The 25,288-nt window shown below is 43.5% G+C and carries 19 protein-coding genes; 1 reads left to right on the top strand and 18 read right to left on the bottom strand.

Going from position 1 to position 25,288, the window contains the following annotated elements; translation table 11 throughout:
• Positions 1-161 precede the first annotated feature (161 nt).
• Positions 162-2,066 (top strand): methyl-accepting chemotaxis protein, encoded by a 1,905-nt coding sequence (locus SNR28_RS17880; protein WP_375754019.1) that lies wholly within the window; start codon positions 162-164, stop codon positions 2,064-2,066.
• A 91-nt stretch (positions 2,067-2,157) separates the two neighbouring features.
• Here the strand turns inward: SNR28_RS17880 and SNR28_RS17875 are convergent, their stop codons facing one another.
• From SNR28_RS17875 to SNR28_RS17790, 18 genes are all read right to left on the bottom strand, one after another.
• Positions 2,158-2,652 (bottom strand): hypothetical protein, encoded by a 495-nt coding sequence (locus tag SNR28_RS17875; protein ID WP_375754018.1) that lies wholly within the window; start codon positions 2,650-2,652, stop codon positions 2,158-2,160.
• Positions 2,653-2,662: 10 nt separating this feature from the next.
• Positions 2,663-4,771, bottom strand: a complete 2,109-nt coding sequence (locus tag SNR28_RS17870) for an LruC domain-containing protein (protein ID WP_375754017.1) — start codon at positions 4,769-4,771, stop codon at positions 2,663-2,665.
• Positions 4,768-6,039 (bottom strand): glycosyltransferase, encoded by a 1,272-nt coding sequence (locus tag SNR28_RS17865; protein WP_375754016.1) that lies wholly within the window; start codon positions 6,037-6,039, stop codon positions 4,768-4,770. Before SNR28_RS17865 ends, SNR28_RS17870 begins: the two co-directional genes overlap by 4 nt.
• Position 6,040: 1 nt before the next feature.
• Entirely contained in the window at positions 6,041-6,679 is a 639-nt protein-coding gene (locus SNR28_RS17860; protein ID WP_375754015.1) for a sugar transferase, read from the bottom strand.
• A 13-nt stretch (positions 6,680-6,692) separates the two neighbouring features.
• On the bottom strand, positions 6,693-7,880 hold the full coding sequence (locus SNR28_RS17855; RefSeq protein WP_375754014.1) for a glycosyltransferase family 2 protein: 1,188 nt from the start codon (positions 7,878-7,880) through the stop codon (positions 6,693-6,695).
• Positions 7,877-8,983, bottom strand: a complete 1,107-nt coding sequence (locus tag SNR28_RS17850; protein WP_375754013.1) for a glycosyltransferase — start codon at positions 8,981-8,983, stop codon at positions 7,877-7,879. The genes SNR28_RS17855 and SNR28_RS17850 overlap by 4 nt, the downstream gene beginning before the upstream one ends.
• A gap of 177 nt (positions 8,984-9,160) precedes the next feature.
• Positions 9,161-10,597: a GumC family protein gene (locus SNR28_RS17845; RefSeq protein WP_375754012.1), complete on the bottom strand. Its 1,437-nt coding sequence runs from the start codon at positions 10,595-10,597 to the stop codon at positions 9,161-9,163.
• Positions 10,594-11,715 (bottom strand): glycosyltransferase, encoded by a 1,122-nt coding sequence (locus tag SNR28_RS17840; RefSeq protein WP_375754011.1) that lies wholly within the window; start codon positions 11,713-11,715, stop codon positions 10,594-10,596. The genes SNR28_RS17845 and SNR28_RS17840 overlap by 4 nt, the downstream gene beginning before the upstream one ends.
• Positions 11,712-12,470, bottom strand: a complete 759-nt coding sequence (locus SNR28_RS17835) for an acyltransferase (RefSeq protein WP_375754010.1) — start codon at positions 12,468-12,470, stop codon at positions 11,712-11,714. Before SNR28_RS17835 ends, SNR28_RS17840 begins: the two co-directional genes overlap by 4 nt.
• Before the next feature lie 94 nt (positions 12,471-12,564).
• A complete protein-coding gene (locus SNR28_RS17830; protein WP_375754009.1) occupies positions 12,565-13,938 on the bottom strand; it encodes an O-antigen ligase family protein in 1,374 nt (457 codons plus the stop codon).
• Entirely contained in the window at positions 13,935-15,395 is a 1,461-nt protein-coding gene (locus tag SNR28_RS17825) for a lipopolysaccharide biosynthesis protein (RefSeq protein WP_375754008.1), read from the bottom strand. Before SNR28_RS17825 ends, SNR28_RS17830 begins: the two co-directional genes overlap by 4 nt.
• Positions 15,392-16,612, bottom strand: coding sequence for a glycosyltransferase family 4 protein (locus SNR28_RS17820; RefSeq protein WP_375754007.1), 1,221 nt, complete (start codon positions 16,610-16,612; stop codon positions 15,392-15,394). Before SNR28_RS17820 ends, SNR28_RS17825 begins: the two co-directional genes overlap by 4 nt.
• Positions 16,613-16,742: 130 nt before the next feature.
• Positions 16,743-17,771, bottom strand: coding sequence for a glycosyltransferase family 4 protein (locus SNR28_RS17815; RefSeq protein ID WP_375754006.1), 1,029 nt, complete (start codon positions 17,769-17,771; stop codon positions 16,743-16,745).
• A 14-nt stretch (positions 17,772-17,785) separates the two neighbouring features.
• Complete coding sequence (locus tag SNR28_RS17810) at positions 17,786-19,276, bottom strand: sigma-54-dependent transcriptional regulator (protein ID WP_375754005.1); 1,491 nt, start codon at positions 19,274-19,276, stop codon at positions 17,786-17,788.
• 29 nt (positions 19,277-19,305) lie between these two features.
• The gene (locus tag SNR28_RS17805) at positions 19,306-21,591 is read right to left on the bottom strand and encodes an ATP-binding protein (protein ID WP_375754004.1); all 2,286 of its coding nucleotides are present in this window, start codon (positions 21,589-21,591) and stop codon (positions 19,306-19,308) included.
• An 11-nt stretch (positions 21,592-21,602) separates the two neighbouring features.
• Complete coding sequence (locus tag SNR28_RS17800; RefSeq protein WP_375754003.1) at positions 21,603-22,409, bottom strand: PhnD/SsuA/transferrin family substrate-binding protein; 807 nt, start codon at positions 22,407-22,409, stop codon at positions 21,603-21,605.
• A 94-nt stretch (positions 22,410-22,503) separates the two neighbouring features.
• Positions 22,504-23,196: a chromosome partitioning protein ParA gene (locus tag SNR28_RS17795; RefSeq protein ID WP_375754002.1), complete on the bottom strand. Its 693-nt coding sequence runs from the start codon at positions 23,194-23,196 to the stop codon at positions 22,504-22,506.
• On the bottom strand, positions 23,193-25,286 hold the full coding sequence (locus SNR28_RS17790) for an SLBB domain-containing protein (protein WP_375754001.1): 2,094 nt from the start codon (positions 25,284-25,286) through the stop codon (positions 23,193-23,195). Before SNR28_RS17790 ends, SNR28_RS17795 begins: the two co-directional genes overlap by 4 nt.
• Positions 25,287-25,288 lie beyond the last annotated feature (2 nt).

The following is a 25,288-nucleotide window of genomic DNA, read 5'->3' as shown; positions in this document are numbered from 1 at the left end:
GATCAACTTATCAATACATTAATGTAACTTATTGACTAATTGAGATATTAGTAACAGTTTAATACGCCATAATGAGTAGAATCGCTGAAATTAGATAGCAATAAAGGCGCCTGCCTAAGAATATTGCTTCAAACTTGTATAAAATTTCTGGCGGTAACCTTATGCAGCTTGGCTTTAAGAAATCTCTCCTTATCTCAACTTCAATTCTGATCACACTATCTGTAGGTATCGTTAATTACGTATCTTACAAAAGTGAATACAATACGCTGAAGGAAACCATCTCTGACTCTACATCTAAGAGAGCCAAATCTGAAAGTGGTGAAGTTCATACTTTTATGAACAACATCGGCGTATCAGTTGCCGGGATGGCCGATGATTATAGACGCAATCCGGATTATGCTGGAGGTGATGTAGAAAGACTTACCTCCTATAGTCGAGCTAGTGGCATAGAGATACTCACTGTGGGATACAGTGACAATAGTGCCTATACAAACGATTTGAACGTGGAAGGTTGGGACAATGGTGTTGCCCCTCAAAGTTACAAACCTGCAGAAAGCTTTTGGTATAAAGATGCTCAGAAAGCTAACGGTGTTTTCTATACTGACATCTATGTGGATCATACGACTAACACAACCATGGTTAGCGTTGCCGAAAAGATTCCTAACGGTGCTCTGATAGCGGACATCACACTTGATAGATTGAATGACATTGTTAGCTCCATCGATATTGAAGGCGCTTATGCTTTTATTCTTGATCAAAACAGTGCGGTATTAGCGTCTAATCATCCACAAATTGAAGCGACGAATACCTTAACCGATCAAGCTACATTCGCAGAGGTTGCTCAACAAATCATTGGCAGCAACGAAAACATAATAGAATACACTTCTAGCAATGGTGATAAGACTCTGTTTTCACATAAAATTATCATTGGGAATATCGCCTGGTATATTGCGATTGAACTGGACAAATCTATTGCATTTTCCAAATTGGATGACGCAAGAAACTTCGCAATACTAACGACTTTGGTCGCTCTGGTGCTGTCTATCGTAATTTACTCGGTCGTTTTGCATTATGTGTATCGTCCAATACCTTTGTTGAAGCAAACCATTAATGGATTGTCTCGAGGTCAGATAGATCTTACTCAACGACTCGAAATAAATGGTAAAGACGATCTTGCTGAGATTGCACAAGGAGTGAATCAGTTCATTTCTAATTTTCAGGAAATGATGAACGAAATTAGGCAATCGTCCATTCAGATGCAGGAGAACATCTCTCAATTAAGCCTGAGATCCTCAGATAATGCTGAACACCTACAGCGACACGTATGCGAAACAGAACAGGTTGTGGCTGCTATTGAAGAGCTAAACTCAGCTGCAGAATCGATGGCGTCAGATATCAGCTATACCGCCCAAATTACGCAACAAGCGAATGATACCAGTGTTCAGTCACAACAAACCGTCGAAGTTGCTCAATCTACGGTAGAGTCATTGATTTCAGAAGTAACAGTTTCTTCTGAAAACGTCCAACAAATGAATTCTGAAACTGAGAATATAAACAGTATCTTAAATGTCATTGGAGACATTGCTGAGCAAACTAATCTATTGGCACTTAACGCTGCAATTGAAGCCGCGAGAGCAGGGGAACAAGGTCGCGGCTTCGCTGTGGTAGCAGATGAAGTTCGAAATTTAGCGAGCAGAACCAAAGATAGTACATCTGAAGTTGAGTCAGCATTGAGTAGTTTAATGGATAAATCAAATAATGTTGTTGAGTCAATGAAGGTAACAAAACTTCGTTGTGAAGACACGGCTGGCAACGCAGGAGAAGTTGCCGTAAGCCTTGTAACAATGAACAACTTTGTCGATAAAATTAATAGCCTGAGTGCTCAAGTAGCAACTGCTGCGGAACAGCAAAGCAGTGTCACCAATGAAGTCAGCCAAAACATGGTAGCGATTGGTAACATCGTTACCAGAATAGAGAGTAATGGTCAGGAAGCGCTGTCAGATGTGGAAAACATCAGCAAGATCAACGAAAAACTCGTAGATATTGTGAATAGATTTACTATTTAACACTCGCTTTAAGTTATTCCAGTCGAAGACTTAAAAAAACCAGCGGAGACGCTGGTTTTTTGTTTTGTCAGAAAATAATCTAATCGGAGAGTTACTCTTGCCAGAGCTCACTGTTTGAAGCAAAAGTTATAAGCTTTTGAGATGCCGTTCGGCTAGTTAACCCATACACTTCAGCGACGATAGGTAACTCATCGTCATTTAGAGTGAAGCTAATAGTTGTTTCACCACCAACAAGTTCTGCCGTAATGATCTTACTGCGATACACCGGTTTTAGAGTGCTGCTATCATACTCTGCATAGAGTGAGATAAAGCTACGCTCTCCAGAATATTCGGACAGGTCGACGGTTAATATCCTTGTTTCTAGCGTGTCAAAGCTAAATCCATCGGGAATCACCAACTCTTCCATTGTTACCGAACTCACTTCTGCTAAAGCGTCGGGACTAACTCCAGAATCCGGAGTCGAGTCTGATGCGTTGTCCGGAGAAGAATCAGGGGCTGTCTCAGGAGTACTTGTATCGCCAGAGTCACCTCCACCACCACAGGCTGTGAGTAGGCATAATAGACTAAGTATCATCATCGATTTCATGTCTGTTCTCCTATGGGTTATATGTTTTAGACTGATTTGCATGTTTTAGGCGATACCAATCTTTTCCATTTTGCCCGGCGCTTTCAGCAAAAGTGGCAAACCTAGGGTAGCTTGTAAGTAAATCAACTCTCTCTTCCGGCCATTTCCAGGTTCCGGGAATTAAAATTGCCCAAGGTAAGTTATTACTGGTTTTAAAGTAGGTATCCTCCGAAGTGTTACTTGCATCTATCCCCAGTCCCCACATCTCAGCATGATTAAACTTCTCTGTTGGTGAATGATCTGGTAAATGTAGCTCCCAGCTGCGTCCGGGTTGAAATGGCAGTTGCTCGCCGTGGTAATACCCAGGTGTTGCAAAAATGAAAGGATCATAAGGCATTGCTATCAGCGCAGAACTCTCCGCATCCTCTATCAGGTTAATGTGTAGCTCGAACATAAAGCTATGGTTCTGCTTGCAACTGTTTTGAGTTCGGAAATAGAGGCATTGCCCCTGTTTCACGGAACTAAGATCTTCAGAAATGATAAAGATTGCTTCTTCGGAATCGGACTCCAAACCGCTGTTTCCCACTAACTCACCATTTTGATATTGGCGCGTAGTGATTGGATCTATTGCATCTCTGGATAATCCTTGTAGGCGAACGGCAAAGCCGTTGTGATAGTCGGCACCGTACGCGAGAAGCGACCCTCTGATATGAATTTTCTTCACACTGTTCTCATGGAGTATTTCAGTGATGTGGTACTCGATAACCACATCGTTCATATCGTAGTCAGCTTTGTGAGGCCAATTGTCTTCATAGGCTATTGTGGCCGCTTCTTGTTCTGACGGAAAGTGCCTTATTGTTGAGCCTGCAGCGGTTACGTAGACTTGATAATCTTCTACTTCACCAGAACGAGCGCCACCATCATAAGACAACCCTTGTTGCTGGCTGAAACGGAAACGTGCCCATGTAATTCCTTCAATTGCAGCCGCATCTGCAATTATGAAAATAGTGTTGTTTCCGGAGGACAGAAGTTCATCCGTAATGATTTGTTCTCCCGCATCGGCAAAATCCCCATCCTGGTTCCAGTCTATCCAGCCAGAAAGGTAGCCCTCAGTGGAGGCAAGTGCATCTAGTGCAACGTCCAAGCCTGCAGTAATAGAAGTGATAAAGGTAACGCCTGATTCATCATCGATGCCGGAGTTGTCGTCGCTCAATGGAGCAACAAGTCCACCTTGCTCTCCATCAGGTTCATTCTCACCCAACCATGTGAGCCCATCCAACTCGTGTCTTGGACCATTGGAAGCCAGAGTAGTTGAGTAACTATCTGGTGCATCTCCAAAGTCTATATTTGAATCTTCATCAATGACGGGAGCGTTGGCACAACGAGCTCCATCATTCTGATTAGAGTAGGGGCCGTCTGCGAACTTAATAGCAGGAACATTTCCTTGAGAGATTACTGAGTCGTCTGATAAATCTATTCGGTATATTTGGCCATCCTGATTTCGGGACACATAGTAATATCCATTTACATCAAAATATCCGGCTCCAAACGTGCCTTTTTCACCAGTGTCTCCAACGTAAGTCGCGTTACCGGTGTTGGTGTCAAACTCATAAAGATAGCCGGAACCGTTATCAGTCCCATATAGCTTGTTGTCGACAGGGTTAAAAGCAAAATCCGTTAGATTGATATCCGCTTGAGTGGAAATTCTTTCAACGTCAAGTACTGCGTTTGGATCTGAATCCAATGGACGAAGATCTATTTTAAATAGTCCTTTCCCTTTTCGGTAAAGGTAATAATGCTGTTCAAATACATCACCGACAAAAAACGTATGGTCAGTGGGTAGGCCGTTAGTATTCAGTGTCTCAGCCTGAAAATCTTTTCCCAGCCTGACTATCGCTCTATTTGTAGTGTCATACCCAAAGATATACCGACTGTTGAAATCAAAGCCTACACCATTGATGTTTGCATTTAACCCCGTATCACCCTGAAGCAGGGTTGTGTTACCGGTGACTAAGTTGACCCCATATACCTGTACAGGTGTCGCCTGAAACAAATAGGCTTTGCTTGGACAGGTGTCAAAAGGCGCTGATATTACCCGCAACGGCAATAATGTGAGTAGGAAGAAGAGTAATATTTTCATGATGTTATCTCCCTGATAGTAAAAGATGAACGCATTTTTTTCTTCAGAAGACGCAGAACACCACCAAAAATGGCGTAACTGAGAGGGTGCAGCAGGGACGCCATACGAGGCCGCGCTTTTTCAGGGGTGTTCAGTATTTCCATATACAGTCTTTCAAATGCTTGGGTATTTGCCTGAATCGAAAACTCATTCTCTGCGTTTTGTTTCGCTGTTATTGAGAGGCGTTGCTGAAGCCTTGGAGTGTCTGCAAGTCTTTTGATTAGGTGGGGGAGCTCTGTGTCTTCATTATAGAGAAGTGCTGAGTGGTTATTTGATAACACTTCTGGAATGCCATCACGTTCAGGTGCGATGACTGGAACAGAAGCAAAAGCTGCCTCTACAAACACTAACCCAAAGGCTTCACTTCTGGCACCGCTTACAAATATGTCAGTACCTCCACGGAGCCACTGATAAACATTTGATTGCTCTCCAACAAAATGAATGCGATTTTCGATACCGAGTTTCTGGCAAAGCGCTTCCAGATTCGCTCTTTCTTCACCTTCTCCGACAATAAGTAAGTGATATTGGCGTGTTTCTTCTTTTAAAGAGTGAACTGCTTTAATCAGCGTATCCATTCCTTTGCGATGTATCAAAGAACCAACCGAAACCAAAAGAACATCAGATGAAGTCAGGCCAAGTTTCCTTTTCACATCAAGCACAGCGTGGTTGTTTCGAGGTTGAGCACAACCATTGGAAATGACACGGAGCTTTTCGCTGGTTACGCCTTCCCGACGTAAGTTTTTACTGATTGCACGGCTAACGGTAATCAACATTGGAGCGATGTGAAGGCCCAGAGTGACTCTGTCTTTCCAGCTGTAATCACTATGTAATTGCGTCACCATCGGTACTTTGGTCAGGTAACTGGCAATAACCATCCATTGACACGGAGCACCGCTATTCACATGTATCAAATCAATATTATGTTGTCTGATGAGTTTTACTGCGTTTGATATCTGTTTTAACCAATCGCAGAATCCGGCATCAGGAGTTAGTTCGTTAGCCAGAAAACTAAACGATGACAATGTGCACGGCGCAATACCCTGGAGCCTATCCTGTAGTGACATGTTGTTCGTCCAGACGATTGGCCTGAATTTGTCTTGATCCAAAGATTTCACTAGATTCAGAAGACAAGTTTCACTACCTCTAATCCAGTTATCGCCATAATGAACAAAGAGAATGTTTGACGGTTTCTCAGATGAACGAGCTGATTTTTGCGTGGAGTTATCCATGTTATTGCCCTCTTCCCTGAACCATCACCAGGACAGTTCTTAACAAAATTTGAATGTCTGTTTTTAACCAAAGGAAAATCGATCCCATGCAAAGCGCATAGCTGTGGTCGTAAGCCACTTTTCGTTTTACATCTTCAATACAGCTGTCATAGCCCTGGTTTACCTGAGCGAGACCAGTTATACCCGGTAATACCCCATAAGTTCGTTCGGCAAAAAACGGGATTGCATCATCAAGCTTTTTATAGAAAACAGGCCGTTCTGGTCGCGGACCGATCAGAGACATTTCACCTTTGAGTACGTTTAGCAGTTGAGGTATTTCATCAAGCCGACTTTTTCTTAAGACAAGCCCGAAAGGGGTAATTCTTGGATCATTGCTCTTTGCCCATACCGCACCAGATCGAGCTTCTGCATCACAATACATGGTGCGGAATTTAAACATTTCGAAAAGAACAGCCTTGTTGTGGCAGTACTTTCCGATTCGCATCTGCCCGTAGATAACCGGGCCTTCTGACGTACTTTTAATCATCAGAGCAATCACCGGAAGTAGTGGAGTAAATATCGCTAGCAATACCAATGAGACAAGTACATCAAACGCTCTTTTGCATACGAATACTGTTTGTGTGTTGTTGAATGTATTCATGACTTTGTTTCCCCTACTGATTCACTTTTTTCCAACGCCCGTCCGTTGAGCCCGAAAGATATCGCAGTCCTCCAATCAAGTTGGCTGCATGTCCAGATAACAGACACCTCAAGGCATCACTGATTTTGTTTTTGAAGCGAGAGCGAAACAGAGTGACAATGCCCGCTAACATGATTAGTAGAAGTTGGGTAAGTAAGGCGGTTTGGAAAAAAGTGTATTCGCGAAGATAGATACACCCGCAAAGCTCTATCATCACAAGGTATGGTGTTAACAGTCTCAACCCTTTTCCTGAGAAGAATGCAAAGGCGATTGCAGGCCTGCGCGGATTAAACAGGCTAAAAAGTCTCAAGGTTTGCTGCATATTTCCGGCAGATATCCTTACTCGTCTTTTGAAATCATCCTTGAGGTTTGTGGTTTCTTGCTCTACAGCAATCAAATCAGTCTCATAAACGATGTTGTAACCTTGTTTGACGATCTCCATTGGCAAGACAAAGTCATCATTAATGGTGTCTGGCCTGAGTGGTTGAAAAAGTTCCTGGCGAATGATGTAAAACGCACCATGAGCCCCCAATGTCGCCCCAAGACATGACTCTCCAAGATTGATTCGGTTTTGATATTGCCAGTAGGTGGCTTCTCCGCTATCCGAGCCACTGGTCATGCAGTATTTGGAGTTAACGACACCTGTTTTCTGATTCTGAAAATGCTCTGATGCGATAAGGAGGGCATCAAGTGAGATCAATGCAGAGACATCGGTCAGGGCAACCAGATCACAATCAAGATTCGGGATCATCTGGTTTAGTATCGATAACTTACCTTGGTTGATGCGATGTTCGATGATCTTAAATTGAACGTCGGCACATATGGCTTCTTGAATCGTGGCCTTTGCGACATCAGCGGTTGAATCTGTACAACCGTCACATACAACAATGACGTCGAGCTTGGATTTTGGGTAATCAAGGCTTGCAAGATTCCGGATCTTGTCAGCGATCCAGTTTTCCTCATTACATGCCGGGACAAGAACCGTTACCTTAGGTAAATGCCCATCTTCTTTCCTTCTTTTATACGAACGTTTGTTCGTTTTGTCAGGCTGAACAGGCATATGCTTCGCCAACCTTTTTAGAAGTAATGGATAAAGAAGGTGATGGTAAACAACCAACAACATACAGCCGATTGTCAGAGTCATAATCAAAATAATGCTCATGCGATCGCTCCTGTGGCCAGTTCTTCGTAAGCACGAACCATCTGGCGGATATCGTGCCCATTGACAACAAACTCTCTTGGTAACTTCTTGCTCTTGTGATCAAGCATCTTCATCACGCTTCCGGCTATATCAGTTACGCTATCTTTACGTATAAGGATGCCTGTACTTGGGCAGATAACTTCTGCACATGCTCCTACATCAGACACCATAGCTGGGATGTTGCTGGCCTGAGCTTCAAGTGGAGAGAGCGGGAATCCCTCTTTTCGTGAAGGTAATAAGAAGAGATCCAAACAGTGGTAAAAACGAGGCATATCATCGACACGGCCCAAAAAGTGGACTCTGGAATCGAGATTTAACTTACAACTGAGTGCTTCAAGCGATTCTCTTTCAGGACCGTCACCTGCGATAACGAGCTCTACTCTTTGAGGTAACATTGAGAGCGCGTTTACTGCGTTATCAAAACCTTTGACCGCTTGTAATCGACCAGCACAGCCTATAATAAATTTTTCTTCTGGCAGACCAAACTCCTGACGTGCTAATCGTTTTGAACCCGGCTTGAATTTTTGACAGTCCACGCCGTTTTTTATCACGACTGAATCTTTATACGAGAAAGTTTGAGCCAATTTTTTACTCACTTGTGTCGCGTCTGCCACTAGGGTTGGTCGTGCTAGTTTGAGTAAGAGTTTCTGTAGTTTCTGGTGTTTAGGGCTTTCTAGGTGCCATACATCATGCTCTGTGTGGATTCTGACGGGGACACTGGCTAATCGAGCAGCGTAACCCGCATACAGCAGAGGGCCTATATGGTGGGTGTGTACGACATCCGGCTTAATGCTTTTGAACACTTTTACAAGCGTGTTTACCAGGCTAATTTGAACTCCGGGAGGCTTATTTAGAAACGCAAGCCTATCTGCAAATGGCTTTAGACGAGGCCAGTTAATAAGTGCCTGAGCCTTTGTTCCTTCGAGGCTGACAAGCAATATGTGGTCATTTGGGTTAGCAAATGTGAGTAAGTCCAGCGCCAAATTTTCAATACCGCCCGGGGCAAGGTGCTGGACGACATGAATCACTTTCTTTCCATGTTTAGGATTATTGTAATTGTTCATACCTTATCCTTGTCTTTAGTGAACCTGACTTAGATAGAGCATGTGGTGTGCCAATTTTATCTTATTGTTTTATATGGATTTATTTTATGATAATTTAAAGGGGAAGGGTTTTTATCAGATTGAGAATCAAATTGAAGGCCACTTAAATAGTGGCCGTCATATACTCAAGTAACCTGATTAGTTAGACAGATAACTATAGTTTGGAAAGGTAGAGATAACGGGTAAGTTGGTTAGCTCTTCTATTTCATCTTTGTAACGTAAGCTAGAATCGAACAACTCTATTATGGTGGCTAGCCCAATGCCTAGCGCTGTCCCTGCAATCAAGCCAGCGAAAACGTAAAGAGCGAGTGGTAAGTTAATTGGTATGCCCGGTGTATAGGGAAGGTCTATTATCTTCACTCTTTTGTTTTGTTCAAAAATACCCAGAGATCCTGTCAACTGAGCCATTTCGTAACGTTCTACTAGTTCGTCATAAAGATTTTGTTTGTGAGTCGCTTCCCTTTGCAGACGTGATAATGTTTTCGCCTTTTCACTGTATCTAAACGTTTTTTGTTCAAGCTCTTCAATCATACCTTCTAAACTTGATGTTTCAGCTTGAAGAGCTTCATATTTCGCTCTTGTTTGCTGAAGGGTGTGAAGCTGCGTTACCAGTAGTGGCGGAATATCATTGATATCAGAGAGCGCTGCAGTACTGGCTATATCCCATAAAACATCGCTGTTGAGATTAGATGAACCAGAATTGATTAGGTTCGCCCGATCAGTTTCAAGACGCGCTAGATCTCTTTGTTTACTCTGAACCAGGCTGTGGTTGTCGGTATACCGCGCTTTTAGCAAAGTGAGCTCGCTTTTAGTGTCTATTATCTCCTCCTCTAACTTTCCGACGACGGGGTTTGAACGGGAAAGTTGCTGATCAATCGAACCCAGGCTTCTCTCAATACCGGCAAGAAGGGCTTCTTTCTCAGCAAGGCTCTGTTTCATTGTTGCCAGTCTCGATAAGTTTTCCTGCTGAAGAGGAGGGGAGATATCGGGATTCTTTGTCTGAAACTCGGCAAGTGCTTGCTCTGAAGCTTCCAGATCATCTCTTCGCTTATTAATGTGTATTGTCAGAAACTCGCTCGAATCTCTGATGGAAGAACGCTCTGGTGCGAGCAACTGCTCAATAAAATGCTTACTCACCGATTCCAGAAGAGGTTTAATCTCATCTTTGTTTTCAGACGTCAGGCTTATTTTAACGTAGTCATTTCCCAGCTGCGAAACAGACAGGCTGTTTGATAACTCAGCGACAATCTGTTCTTGCTGCTGAAAGGTCATATCTTCTGTTATCAGTTGCTGCTCTCTTGCTACTGACAACAATATATGACGGCTTTTGAGTAGTGTTCTTAATCCATTTATTCGTTCTTTGAATCCTGTAGAAACCGCAATGTCCTGCAAAAATGGGTTCATCTTTGCCGTTTCCTGAATCAGCATACTGGTATGAGACCGATACTGTTTAGGAGCTATATGGCTCACAAACCCTCCAGCCAATGGGAGTACTAGCATCGGGATAACAATGACGTATCTCTGTCTCCATGCTGCATTGAGCAGTTTCAACATTCTGAGTTTGAGTTCTGTCACAGTAGCTCCATTAGCCAGCTTGTAAACCGGCTCTTGTTTTCCCAACTTTGACTACTTATCAGTTCTGATGAGTTACTTTTTCCGTTTGCTGCGGCAAATTGAAGTTGTTGAATGAACTCTTCTTGATGAGAGGAGCAATATATATGAGAAAGATAAGGGTTAAGGGCTGGAAAGCTGGTGCTAACCACTGGCCGACCTGCTGCCATATATTCCATTAGTTTTAATGGGTTACAAGCTTTTATCTGCGCATTGACTTTAAATGGCATCATACTTACATCCCAGTGTTGAGAATAAGAGGGAAGTTCGTGATGAGGTTTCGGACCTAAGTAGATGATATTTGATAGTTTGGGCAGAGGGTTACCAGACATCATGTTAGGGCCAATAAACACAAACTTCCATTCAGGTAGTGCGATGGCTATTTTTTCTATTAAGTCGTAATCCAACCAGGAGGATAAACTGCCGTAAAAGCCGGCTATACGATGAGAAGGATTGAACGGTAAATCAGCGGCTCTTTGAGATGGTTTGGTGAACAATTCGAAGTCAACACCGTGACGTAAAAGACAAGTTTTTGAGCTAGGAAACTTGCTTTCGAGCTCTTCACTTGCCGCAAGTATCAGGTCTGCCTTGTCCACAAGTTTAGATTCATGGTGCGCAGCTGTTTGATGATTCACACCTTCAAGCGCAGCAAAATCGTCACCACAATAGTACACAACAGCATGCTCATTGAGGTGACCGCATAAATCTGCGGCCGTAGGCAAGGATGACCACAAGATAGGGTCATTGAGTCCTGCTTTTTCTATTTGAGGCAACAGTTGATGAATCATTAAATCTCGGGCTATTTGTCTGCTGAGTTTTGATGATGGTGCAGGAATAGTGAGGAGATTCGTTTCAGTGATATTGTGCTCTGGTTTGGATTTCAGTTGTCCATCTTGTTGACGAATATAACCAGCCAGCTTTTTGATGACTCTCTTTCCATCACGAAACGATAGTTTGGGTTGCCTCAATCCAATGGAATTGACCCACAAAACTTTTCTGTCTTTCGCCATGTATTTCACCAAATGCTGTGTACTTGATGGCAGACCACCAAAATCTTCCGCAAACACGATTAAGTCTCTCATGATACCTCCTGAATCTCATTGCACAGTTGGTTGTGTAGTTCTTCTTTATTTAGAGATTTAATGACTTTGGCAGGGTTTCCTCCCGCAAGTACATAAGGAGGTAAATCTTTGGTCACAATGCTACCTGCTGCAACAATAGTTCCTTGCCCGATAGTGACTCCCGCCATAACCGACACGTTGTTTGCGAGCCAAACATCACGCTCAAGACAAATATCTCCGATTTGCTGTTCCGTATCCGCTTTGCCAGCAGCCCGATCACTTGCGTCTAAGGGGTGGCCTGGGTAGCCATATAATCCGGCTCTTCCTGCAATTCTTACATTGTCATTAATGATAACTTTCGAGCCCACAGCGATAGTCGTCTGCCAACCGATTCCTACGTTGTTTCCAATCTCCAACGTAGGTGATTTACTGGAAGAGCGGCCTGTAAACGTAGTCTGACCCGAGATTCGGCAATCATCTCCGACTCGAATCGTTAGAGGGCCAGATATGTATGGAACACCTGTATAAAGGTAGAGCCGCTTTCCGCACTTTAGTGCTCTGCCTTTAAAGGCTGGGGTATGAATAAGCATCCGTGCTATTTCGCTTAGCATGTTTTTTACCATAGAGTAGGTGTGATAAAGCAGAGCATTTAGGAACGGGATAGTCGGTAGCTCAGCGGTTCGGGATCGCTTGGCAATTACAAACAGTTTCCTTACTCGGGGATTTGGATGCTCGATAGCCCAAGTTTTTAGTTGGGAGACATTTATCGATTGCATATAAGCTCCTTTAGATGATGTTGTCTGTGCGTACTGTCTCTGTTACACACTTCGTGCCATCTTTGGAGCCTTATTAATCAAGGAGATAGGTTAATCAGTCTGTTCTATTCTCATTTTGACTAGCAATTTGAGCAACAACAATAGTCAGTGAAGCCAGTATGTAGATTGGCCAGTTGAAGCCTTGTGTCAGAAAGGTGCCGGAAACAACCGTTCCAATAAGACCTGCGTGTACCGCTTTTGCACACGCAAAGGTCTTGCATTGTGATGCTAGCTTTTGACCCCTTAATCTGGTGACGGTTTTGGATGCGAGACGAATGAGCGACACAAGAAAAGCGACAAAAGCAATGAGGCCTGCAAATCCGGTTTCTGCGAGCACACCAAACCAGGTACTATGTACCGCGTGGTTTAAGCCATCCCAGTGTGTACTGTAATAAAAGTAGTTGAAGTAAAAATTATTTAATCCGACCCCGGTTATCGGATTATCCAGCGCCATTTTGAAAGCGGCCTCCCAGGCATAAAGTCGACCCATCGCTGATGCGTCGATACCTTCTTCGGCAGAGCCTCCCGAGGTACGATCTGAAATACCCGCTACCAAATACAAAACTAAGGCTAACGGAATAGTGATTGCGCCTAAAAGCATATTTGAACGAACGTAATAGCGAACAAAAATGCCTCCAACTGCGAGTACTCCTAAGAGTCCACCCCGGCTTTGTGTCTCAAGCACCGCGAGAAAGAGCGTTATCGAAGTGAGCAATGCGATACATCGGAAGATCGTCGAATATCCTTTGCTAAGGAAGACGCTAGTCGCAAACGCGAAAGGGAACATAAGTACTAACGCGAGATCATTTGGGTCTCCCAGCATCGACCCTATCTGACGCCCGATAGTGACTCTGTTCCCCTCGACAAGTCCAATACCGGAATGTGCATTCTGAAGTGCAATCAAAGAAACAATAAGACCTGCAATAACAATCGTAATAGATACATGCTCAAGCTGACGTCTGGTGTTGATAATCCACATTATCGCCAGAGACATAAGTATTATCTTCCAATAGATGGAGTTGAAGTAACTAATGGCGACTGGCCTATTTGATGCCGCAAATAAACCGATAAGAACTAGTATCCAGAAAACACCCAGCCAGTTTAACGTTGGATGCCAGTAGGGCACGAGTTTTCTGGATATGAATAGGTGCCAGCAAAGTCCCGCCAAAGCCCCCAGTGACAAAAGCAAAGGAATTTTCAGCGAGTAGAGGACAGGAATAGCCTCGTGAATCCGGAAAAAAGAGAACACAACAAAAAGAAGAACGAACCAGAAAACCTGATTGGTTACTAGTAAGATTCCAACTGGCAGCATTGCTAGTACAAACACTATCGCGGGATGTGGAAGTTTGAACCAAATAATGGTCAATACGATAGCCAGGCAAAGAGACAATAAAGCTGTTTTCTTGTTATACCGGATAGTGCTGCTCATAGCTTTAACTGCCCTTTGTTTACAGTGGAGCTTATGAATTTTCTCTTTGGCCATATCTTCAAACCAAATGCACGCAAACTGGAAGCAGGCGTAGGGAGAAGATCTGCTTTCAGGGCGATAACCACGATTATCAGTGGTGCTGCAATCGAGAGGAGTAATCTGTAATAGTCGGTTTCTGTTTGCTGCGATAAAACAATGAAAAACAGATAGCATGCAAACAAACTCATCAAAGGGGTGAGTTTATAAGGTAGAGGGTAAAGGTTTTGGCTAGTGATGTAGACAGAGTAAAGCTTATAGGCCTGTGCGATTAGCAGCGAGATGAGAATACCCCATATAGATAGACTCCAAAGAAGAACCAGCAGAATCCCTCCAATTACCAACGAACGGATGTTGATAGAGAGTAACCTTTGACTTTGTTGACGGTAGAGCAACCCAACATTGACCAATTCAGAGAGCTCTTTAAAAAGAGCACAAGTTAAAGGAAACAGGAGATAGGCCGCGGCATCTGAATACTCTACCGGAAGAAAAAAGTTGATCAGTAGGGGACCGGAAAACAACAGATTACTTGCCAGTACAAACACCCAAACCATACCAGTGTGTGTCAAACGGGTTGTTTTTTCACAACCTTGAAACTTTAGGTAACTAAAACGCTTCCCCATCCACCACATATTAAAAGGCTGAACAAGTATGCACATGGCAAGAGCAAGTTTGGTACTGATCGCGTAAGAGGCTAAAGATTCAAGGGAGGCCGTTGCCGCGATGACCCATTTTTCGGCACCATTGAGCCCAAATGCAATCACTCCGGCAAATGCAATGGGTAAGCTGTAAGTCAGCGCGAGCTTCGCTCTCTTACTGTCTGGAATTCTAAATCGGAGATAGCCCAGCATATGGCACGCAGACAGTTGCATGAAATGCGTGATTACAGCTGCAAACAACACACCTGGTGGGCCGAAGTGCAAATTTATGGCTATAAAAATCAAACTTATCTGAACAATACAGCCACCAACGGTAATCATCACGAAATGAGTCACATGATCTTCCACTCTGAGCCATGATAGCGCCATAGATAAAGGAGCACTGAGTAGCAGCCCCAATGCAACCAGAAGAACTTCTGTATGTGTAATATCAGGAAAACTTTTGTTGGTTAGCGTGGTAATCGCAAAAATAATGGGAAAGAAAAATAAGCTGCCTAACCAAACTATGGTGTAAAACTCACTAGCGATGTTTTTACGTTCGTTGCTGTTATTTGTTTCACCAGCATATCGATATAGAGCTTCATGCATCGCCAGACCAGTGATCAGTCCCGCGAAGGCTGTGATACTGGCGAGAAACTCCAGACGCCCAACTTCGTTGACTGACAACGAATGAGTCAGAAATGGCAACATAAAAAGTGAAGTTGCTTTTGTTAGCAAAAGTCCGGCACTGTACATCACAATAGTGATCATTGATTTGTTCATACCGAGCTCCTGTTTACAGGAGAGATAACCTCACTTGTCGTTTCTTCCAATGATTCCACTATATGTCGGTAGCTGATTGAAGCCTCGTAGCGTTGAGCAATTTTTCGGCCTGATTGACCGACTCGCTCTATAGTTCTCGGGTTAAAAGCCAATTGGCACAAAGCGTCAGCTAGAGAAGACGGGTTTTCAGGCTGGTATTTAATGCAGTTTTCGCTATTGACCAATTTTTGATCCCAGTAAGCGTTATCTGCAGGGATGACCACACAAAGACCAGCGGCCAGACTCTCGAGAATTGACAGGCCGAACGGTTCATTTTTACTTGTAGAAACAAAAATCGAGCAACGAGAGCGTATTTCATCAAGGTTGCCGGGCTTTTCAAACCAATGAAACCCTTCTTCGTCGATAGGAGTTAACGAGACCTCAGCATTAGTACTTTCGGGCTTGATATAGCAGATCTGATATTGAAGCTTCACGTTTTCACGAACGATTCGACTAGCCTCCAGCAATATATCCAATCCTTTCCATTTCAATAAAGAGGCAGCCCAGAAAACGTTGGTCTCAAGATACTCACAGGGTGTGGGCCATCGCTGTTTATTTAGTCCATTGTCAAATGCTACGTAACGTGAACAGCTAACCTGAAAGTGGGTTATTTCTTTTGCGGTTGTAGCAGATAATGAAGAGTTAAAGTGAGTATGTAACGCTGCAATGATTGAAGGTTTTGAACTACTAAGATAAAAGACTTCATCGGCTCGGGTAAGGCAATAGCCAATAGAACGAGATGGCGCTACAGGGCCTTGCACGAGTTGGATTATCTTACAGTTAAACAAATACTTGAAAAGATAGATAGAGAGGTCCACACCTGGACCAGATATCCCGAGAATAGCTGAAGGCTTTTGCCCGCGTAGTGAGAGTTTTATATGGGTGTAACAGATAATGAGCAGTAGTAGCAGTTGCTTGAACCAGTACCCGAGCCCTCCAACTCTGGTTTGAATGAGTTCAGGTAAGGAATAAGACATAACGGTTAACCTGTCTTTAGTATCCTTGTCACTCCAGCTAGCAGGATTATTTGTTAAAACAGTAAACTTAACATTGTCGGGATTACACAATGCCAGCATTTCGCGCACAGCGATTTTTGACCCACCGGAAAAGGGGACAGGATCGAATATCAGTTTGTGGTCTGTGGCTTCTGAGTGAGGTAACGGTCCCTGATTCATCATTGTCTCCTGATTTAAGTGCTCAGGAGTAGAAGAGCAAGGAGAGTGCCAGTATTGGTATGTTTTAAGCTTTTGAAATTATGGGAAAATAATCAAAACCAATTTAAGTTTAATGGTATTCGCAAATTGAAAATCAAAGTGCGTGTCGGTAGTGATCGAGGATCTGAGGAATTATTTTAGTATCTGAGAAGCGAGATTTTACGGTTTCTCTGCAGTTTACTTGTATACACTCTCGTTCATCGTCACTCATTGATACCCAAGTCTGTAAAGCCTCAACGAGCTGCTCTTCTCTTTGGCATAACCAGCCGTTTTCTCCATGTTTAATAAGGTTACTAAGTGCGCCAACATCCATCGCAATGACTGGAATAGTTCGGGCCATCGCTTCCAATGCAACCATAGGCAAACCTTCAAATCGGGATGGAATAACTAGTATATCGATATCGGACCAAACATCTGACATTTCCTGATAGCCGGCAAAAGATACGTTGTCTGGAGCGTTATGATTTAGTTCCTCCATCATGTCACCATCACCGTAAAGAACGAATGAGCTCAAAGGAAAGCTTTTCGCTAGGTTAATAAACCGATCTGGCGCTTTTTCATGACTGAGTCGACCAGCGTATGCGATAAGTTTTCCTCTGTTTTTTAGCGCTTTCGGCATGGAAACAAAATTGTTGAGTACTGTTGTTTGAGAGGGGATTTTTTTATCGATCGCTGGGCTGACTGAAAATCGAGTACTACAAATAAAAGCGGTGTAGCGGTCCAGATAGTCATATAGCCAAACCTTTCCTTTGGGCGTTTCTCCTGCATGGTAGGTTACTGCGACAGGTGCATTTACAATAAGCCCTGACAATTTGCAGATTAACCCGGCTTTGTAACCATGAGCATGCAGGATCAGCGGTTTATGCTCGTTTGCTTCTGATATCAGCGCTAATAGAGGATTTTTTCCGGGAGCAAGTTTGTCCAGAAAAGAACAGGCTATGTTCACATTTTCCAGCTTTGTTTTTAGCTCAAGCCCATCATCATACATTTTTAATAAGATGACTCTGACTGGCTGTTTGTGAGCCTTGAGTCCTTTTGCCAGTTCGATAATGTGGCTTTCAATTCCTCCAAATCGTCGACTGTCTGTAATTAGCCAGATCTCTCCTGGATTAATATTGCTCATAAATTGGCCCCTAGTTACTCTGACTCCCATGACTGTTTTTTTCGATATACAGTGGAAGGGCTTAACTCAAGCATTACCGCGGCGTTTAACACATTCCCATCACAATAATCGATCGCCTGCTGAATGGTTTCCTTTTCTATCTCCCACATAGGGCGGATAGTCGTATCAGCTTGGCTCGGTTTAGGTATATTTTCTCCCTCAATTACTGCAGCACCGTTTCCGACTGCAATGGCCTCAGAAAGGTTTTGTAGCACTTCCTGTACTTGAGTAATGCTTTCCGCTTCAGCCATGCTGCGTTCGAGTTTAGTTTCCACCTGAGGTTGCTTCTGTTTTCTGGGGGCAGAAAATTGAGCCGGTAGGTGCTCAGGACTTACATACTTTTCATCATTTAAGACGACGATGTTTCGAATAACATTTTGAAGTTCTCGTACATTCCCTGGCCAATGATATTGTTTAAGAATTTTTTCAGTGTCACGCTTCAGTCCCACGAACTTTCTCTTGTCCAGTTTTGCATACTGCTTAAGGAAGTGATTCGCAAGTTCGATGATATCGCCATCTCTTTCCCTGAGAGGGGGCATTTCAATCGGTATTACATGAACTCGATAATATAAGTCTTCCCGGAAATTGCCTGCTTCAACTTCTTTCATTGGGTCACGGTTAGTCGCGCATATGATGCGGATATTGACCTGGCATTCATTGTTGCTACCCAGAGGGGTAAATGTCCCGGTCTGAAGGAACCTGAGAAGTTTCTTCTGCATTTCCAGTTCCATTTCGCAGAGCTCATCCAGAAACAGTGTTCCGCCATTCGCCATCATCGCAGCGCCTTTTCTATCGGTGGTTGCTCCGGTAAAAGCGCCTTTTACATGGCCAAAAATTTCGCTTTCCAGTAGGTCTCTTGGAATCGCTCCGCAGTTGATCGCGACAAATGGTTTATTTTTACGATCACTTTGTTTATGAATCGCTTCAGCACACACTTCTTTACCGGTACCGCTTTCGCCACTGATAAATACACTCGCCGTTGTAGGGGCAACGGCATCAATGGTTTTATAGACGTTTTGCATGGCAAGGCTTGAACCAATAAATCCCTGAAACTGAGATCGGTCGAGAGTAGATTTAAGATCGTCGACAAGCGTCATCAGCTTTGCGTTTTCCAGATTTACAGCAATAGAAGCTTTTAGTCTTTCTGCTTTGATTGGTTTCTCCAGAAAATCCTTAGCTCCGCTCTGAATCAGGTTGACGGCAACATCTATGGTACCGTGCGCTGTGGCTATGATGACAGTAGTAGGAAACTGATTTTCCTGTATCCAGTCAAGAATCTCCTGTCCGGAGATATCTGGCAGTTGCAGATCTAGAATCACCAGTTGTGGAAGATATCTTTCAATAAACTGCTTTGCCTCACGACCTGTTTCCACGTGAAACAGCTCGTATGGTTCGTTCTTTACGTACTCTTTGTATAATATGGCTAATGACGTTGAATCTTCTACCAGAAGGACTTTTGTATTCATAATTATTCCTTTATTTCTGGGTATGGTCGTTATGCGACCGGCTCAAACCCTTTCTCTTTTCGTTCTGTCAGTTGACAGAATGACTCTTCTGCAAGTTGGTCTAATTGTTCGGTTAGCTTTAGTGCCTGCTCGAAATCCTCGTTTTTGCAACTTCCTTCTATTTCACGTGAAAGTTGCGATAGTGCTGTATTACCTAATGCTAATGCGGAACTGCCTAAAGTGTGGGATTCATATTGAAGAGTTTCGAAATCTCGCTCACTCGCGGATTTTAGCATCGTAGCGGTGTGCTGTTTCGCCTCTACTAAATAGTGCTCAATAAGCATAGGTATAACTTCAGCACTTGTGTCTTTTATCATCTGTTGTAACGTTAATTCATCAACTAACTGACTATAGTCGGAATTTTCCGGTTCAGGAGTCTGGTTCATCTCTTCTCCTTGCGCTTCTTTTAACCACTCTGAGTTGCTTATCGTCGATATCTCAGGGCTCTCAATGTACTTATTCAGAATCTTGATAAGATCAGTGCGACTGACAGGCTTGGATATGTAATCTGTCATTCCTGCGGCAAGAAATTTTTCTTTGTCTCCTGATAATGCATGTGCGGTAAACGCAATCACTGGTAATGAGGCAATATCTTGGTTTTGCGAGCTTCTAATTTGTTTGCAAGCTTCAAGGCCATCCATTTCCGGCATTGAGATATCCATAAATATCAGGTCATAGTCGGCTTGATAGACTTTCTCCAGAACATCAATACCGTTGTTTGCCAGATCTATATTCATGCCCAGGTGGCTGAACATGGTCTTTACTACCAACTGATTTGCAATGTTATCCTCAGCAACCAGAATTTTTGCTGTTATTACTTCTTGATGAAGAGGTTGTAATATCACTTCGTCTTCATTGGTATGTTGTGCTGCAACTTCCATCGGTATAGTAAACGAGAATTGGCTTCCTTCACCTAATGTACTTTGAACCATTATTTCACCACCCATAAGATGGATAAGTCGCTTGCAGATCGCCAGACCAAGTCCTGAACCTTCATTGGTCCGAGAGTATGAATGGTCAGCCATAGTAAATTCGTCAAACAGGTAAGGCAGAGCTTCGTCAGAAATGCCAATACCAGTATCAATAACCTCACAACTTATCGTTGCTACTCCTTCTTTCTGCTGTTCGCAAACCACCTCGATGCGAATCTCACCGTGTTGAGTAAACTTTAATGCGTTGCCAACAAGGTTCAGCAAAATCTGCTTATAACGTGTCTCATCCCCAATAACATGGGCGGGGAGGTCAGTCGTATTTACACTGAGCTCTATACAGTGGCTTGACGCGATGGGATGCATAGTTTGATAGATCGAATCGATACATCTTTCGATACTAAACACCTTGTGTTCTATCACAAGGTTGTTAGCTTCCATCTTGGAGAAATCCAGAATGTTGTTGATCAAAGACAGCATGAGTTGACCAGATTCTTTTGCCGTCTCAATCAGATTAGTTTGTTCTTTGGTTAGGTTGGATTGCTCAACAGACGAAAGTAAACCTATCACACCATTCATTGGTGTTCGTATCTCGTGAGACATAGATGCAAGAAAGCGGCTTTTAGCTTCATTGGCATGTTCTGCTTCTTCTCGGGCTTTCTGAAGTTCTTTGTAACTCTCTTCGAGATTTTGGGACATGGTATTGAAAGACATTGCTACCTCACCCAACTCGTCTTTTTGTGGAATTTCAAGCTGATAACCGGGCCCCTGACTGCTGATTATGTTTGTTGCTTTTCTAAGTCTGACCAGGTTACGAGTTAAGTATGTGCCGAGAATAAACGAGAACAATGCAACCAGAGCGACTTCCAGAGTAGCGAGACCGATGATTGCGTTTCTGGCCTGACTGAGCATGTTGTCTATTGCTGTTGTCGCAAAACCAATTTCTATAGAGCCGTAAATGACACCGTCGCTAACAATATCTACTTTGGTGTCATAAACACCATCTATCACCGTATCAAGACTCTCATCAATACTGGAGGATATGTTAAGCAGAGCAGGATCACCGCCTGAGGCGAGCAGTCGTCCAGAGGAAATGATTCGCACATAAAGTACATCATCAAGATCAATAATGTCGTTGACGAGATCATCCATCGTTGCCAGATCCATAACAAGCACAGAGTCTTTAACAGCGTGGGAGAACATAGTCGTCGTGGCGTAAGCCCTTTGTATTAACTGTTTCTCGTTTGAGTTGCCAAGAAAGGAGAGGGCACTGATTATAAGAATGACCAGCAAGACAATTTCAATTACTGCAATGCCTATGATGGTTTTTGCTCGAAAACTAACCATAAATCTCGATCCTAATCCAGCAGATGTATGTCGAGCGCACGTATATCATCCCAGTCACTATTTTGTGCATTGACGAAGCCCTTTAACTTTAAAGGCTCGACAAGAGATTTGCCCTCAGTCGTCTCTGAGAGCCGGGCAAAAAACGCGTCTACTTTGGTTTTGAGTTCAGGGCTGATATCCGGATGCGAAGCAATAGCATGTGGGGTATAACCTTCCGTTGTCCAGATTGGTACAAGTTGCTCTGTCACGTCAGGGTTCATTGCGTTAAATGTTCTTTGTATCCCGCCACCTGCCTTATAGAACTTTCTCTCTACTCCGAGATAGACAGAATCATGAGATGACACATACTTAGGGGTAAACTCGACACCTCTCTGCTTTAGGTAAGCTCTTGTTAGTATGCTGGCGGCAAATGCCGCTGGGGAAGGGAAGGCTAGCTCTTCACCATTTAGCTGGTGGACAGAATTGATACCACTATCTTTTCTCACAACAATGATGCCGCGTATTTTCTTATCCTTTGCTTTTGCGACAGCCTGATAACCAGGATTCTCGTTAAAAACGACGAAGTGATAAGGGTTCATGTATGCAAAGTCGAACACACCTTCCTTGAGCCGTTTTTCGAAGGTAGGAATATCTTTCGCAGTGGCGAACAGAAAATCATGCCCCACTTCTTTGCTAAGCGCTCTTAGAATAGGAGTCCACTGTTGAGCTAGTCTGGTTGCTGACTGTTGCGGTACCACACCAAATAAGTACTCAGCAGCTTGAGTTGGCATAGCGCCTGTTAACAATACAAGAACGAGAGTGAAAAGCCGTTTTTTCATACCAATTCCTTTGGCTTATTTGTTTTTTTTCAATTGCTTGTCAGATAAATACTAGTTTAATGAAGTTGTTTTGCACAGTTAAAATCAGTCTGCTTTAACTGTGAACATCAATAAGCTTATAGTTTCTGACTCTTTGCCTTAACCAATTAAGAACACCTTCTGGTAACCAGCTAAAGCGGTTGATTTCTCTTACCATCTCTTCTGACAATGTGGGTTGATCTTTTAGGTTGAGTACAGTCCCTAATAAGTTGATCGATTCCATATCCAGCAGCTTTAATGCCTTTTCGACTTCTGTCTTAGTTGTTTTTCCGGCCAGAACAGATAACAAGGTGTTATCGCAGGCTGCTGCAACAAGATTTGCGGGTATGTTTCCTTTGTTTTTTTGAAGCAGAGGAGAAGTATCAACCACAATACGTTCATAGCTCTCTTGCCATATTTCGATCTGCTGATCCAGAAAAGCGCCTCTGCGCAACTCAAGTATTGAGGCCGTATCAAGATTACAGCATAACCCCTGAAAGCAACGATGAGACTCTTTCTCAGTTATCAGTGTCACATTACCTGATAGAGTTTCACCTTCAACAGGAATGAACGACGGTTTATGAAGATTAAGATCGAGCAATAGTGTTTTGTAACCCGCTAATATGTAGCGTTCAGCCATTGCCATCGCTAATGAGGTAACCCCGGCATCTGCATGGCATCCTGTTACGCAAAGTGATCGACAGTTGGTCGCCTCCGCCATGATAAACAGTTGCTCGGTTTCACTATGTAGGGCAGGAATACTCATCATATCGCTCCTATCAAAACAATTGTTGTCGCTAGTTGTAGTATGTCCTTTAAACCGACTCTCAGCTTCTCAGCAAGGCTATCGCTCTGGTCGGGAATAAAAATGGTATCTCCCGCTCTTAGGAGTGGTAGCTGATAGATATTTGCCGTTTTGCTGAATTCAATCAGGTCGAATGTACGTGCCTGATTTTGGCAGCAGGAAATATTTACGATGGTTATTTTTTCTAAGTACGCAGACTCTGATGGACCGCCGGCTTGTGCGAGCATATCGAGTATGGTCATAGAGTCATCAAACTGATAACGACCAGGATTGTTAATCGCGCCTAGTACTCTGACGGTTTTCTCTTTAGGCCTTTCCAGCCAGTTGCGATCTTTTTCGGGAATAAATATAGTGTCGCCAATATTCACTTCCGGAAGCAGATTCTCATCACCTGTTTCAAAGTACAGCGCAAGGTTGAGCTTACTGACTTTTGCATAGCTCTTATCGCGATGTGTGACCCGGATGTTATGAATATCTGCTTCGCCTGTTGGGCCATCTGCTGCAGAAAGAATATCGAGGAAGTGCATCTCTTCTGTGAATCGATAACGACCGGGAGCATTAACCTGACCAAAGACGTAGATAGAGCGATCTGAGCTTTGTCGAACCCATTGTGACTTATTGTCAGAAGGATCCTGAGGTAAATCATGTACCCTGATGATTGCACCGGCACTTACTTTTGGAAGCTGAGCGATTGGCGCACCTTTTTTGATATAGGCATCCAAATTGAAAACGATCATTTCTTGCTGGTTTGCCGAAGGTATTATTTCAATCCGCGTGGTATCGGCCCGCAGTGTCGGACCACCAACATGAGCCAGTAAGTCCATCAGATCCATTTCATTTGCCCATTCAATCCTGCCAGGGCGCACGACTTCACCAATCACTCTAACTGCTCTGTTAGGCGCGACTTTTAGCCAGGATTTTTCGTTCATATCTGTTTTTTCAGGGACAAAAATAGCATCACCGGGTTTTATTTGGGGAACTGAAGTGCTAAGCCCTTCTGTGAATGCAGTAAGGTCAAAGTTTACAACGCGACCACTCGCTTTAATAACGCGAATCTGTCTTGACTCTGCAAATCTTGTAGGGCCACCCGCGTTAGCAAGGATGTCCATAAATGTCGCTTCTTGCTTACTTTCATAAGCTCCGGGCTCTGCTACTTCACCCATCACATAGACAACATTTGCGCCGGACTTTATTTCCTCATCCTGCCTTGGAACAAAGATGGTTGTACCGGGAAGTAAGTCGGGAAGAAAAGCACTATTACCGGTATCGAGGTATCGTTTTAAGTTGAACATTGAAGGCTGGTTATCTGCAATCACCCGAATCTGCTCTACACTCGCGTATCTGGTTACGCCTCCTGAACGCATTAATACGTCTACTAGAGTGATATCTGGTTTGTAACTAAAGGTTCCGGGAGAATTAACCTCTCCAAAAACCTTAATTCCGGTTTTGTGGTCTGAACTGTCTCCGGAGTTAGCCTGAGCGGAAGGGTCAAAATCCTGCTCAATATTTCCCACTAGCGGCGAAGAGGGCACAAAAATAACATCAAGCGTTTGTAGAGAGGGTAGCAGTCTCGAATCGCCCGTATCCAGGTAGTCTTTATAATTAAACTCTGAGACTGCGTCTCCACGACGCAACTGTAGTTTATTTAGTTGTGCACCAGCGCGAATCCCGCCTGCAGTATAGAGCGCACTCTGAACTGTCGCATAATGAGGTAAGTTAAACTCTCCGGGGTTCTCCACATAACCCATAACAGTTATTAAAACCTGCTTTTCCTGAACGTAAACATCAGCGCTCGTCAGATTTCTATAGGCAGCGGAAAGGCGGTCAAGAATCAATTCTTTGGCTTGTTCGCCATCGTATCCCGCGACCAGTACTGGGCCTACCTCAGGCAAGGTGATGAAACCTCTGCGGTCAACCTGAAAGTCCTTATTAAATCCCATCTCTCCGGGAAGGTTGATCCGTAGAAGATCGCCAATTTGGATGTTACCAGATTCGGACGCCGGACATTGTAAGGAGATAATGAATAGCAGAAGGCTTTTGATTAATTTTTTCATGT

Source organism: Vibrio iocasae (genome assembly GCF_042245395.1).
GTDB classification, from domain to species: Bacteria; Pseudomonadota; Gammaproteobacteria; order Enterobacterales; family Vibrionaceae; genus Vibrio; species Vibrio iocasae.
The sequence above is the reverse complement of the archived record's forward strand: the minus strand, read 5'-3'. Positions and strand labels throughout refer to the sequence as shown.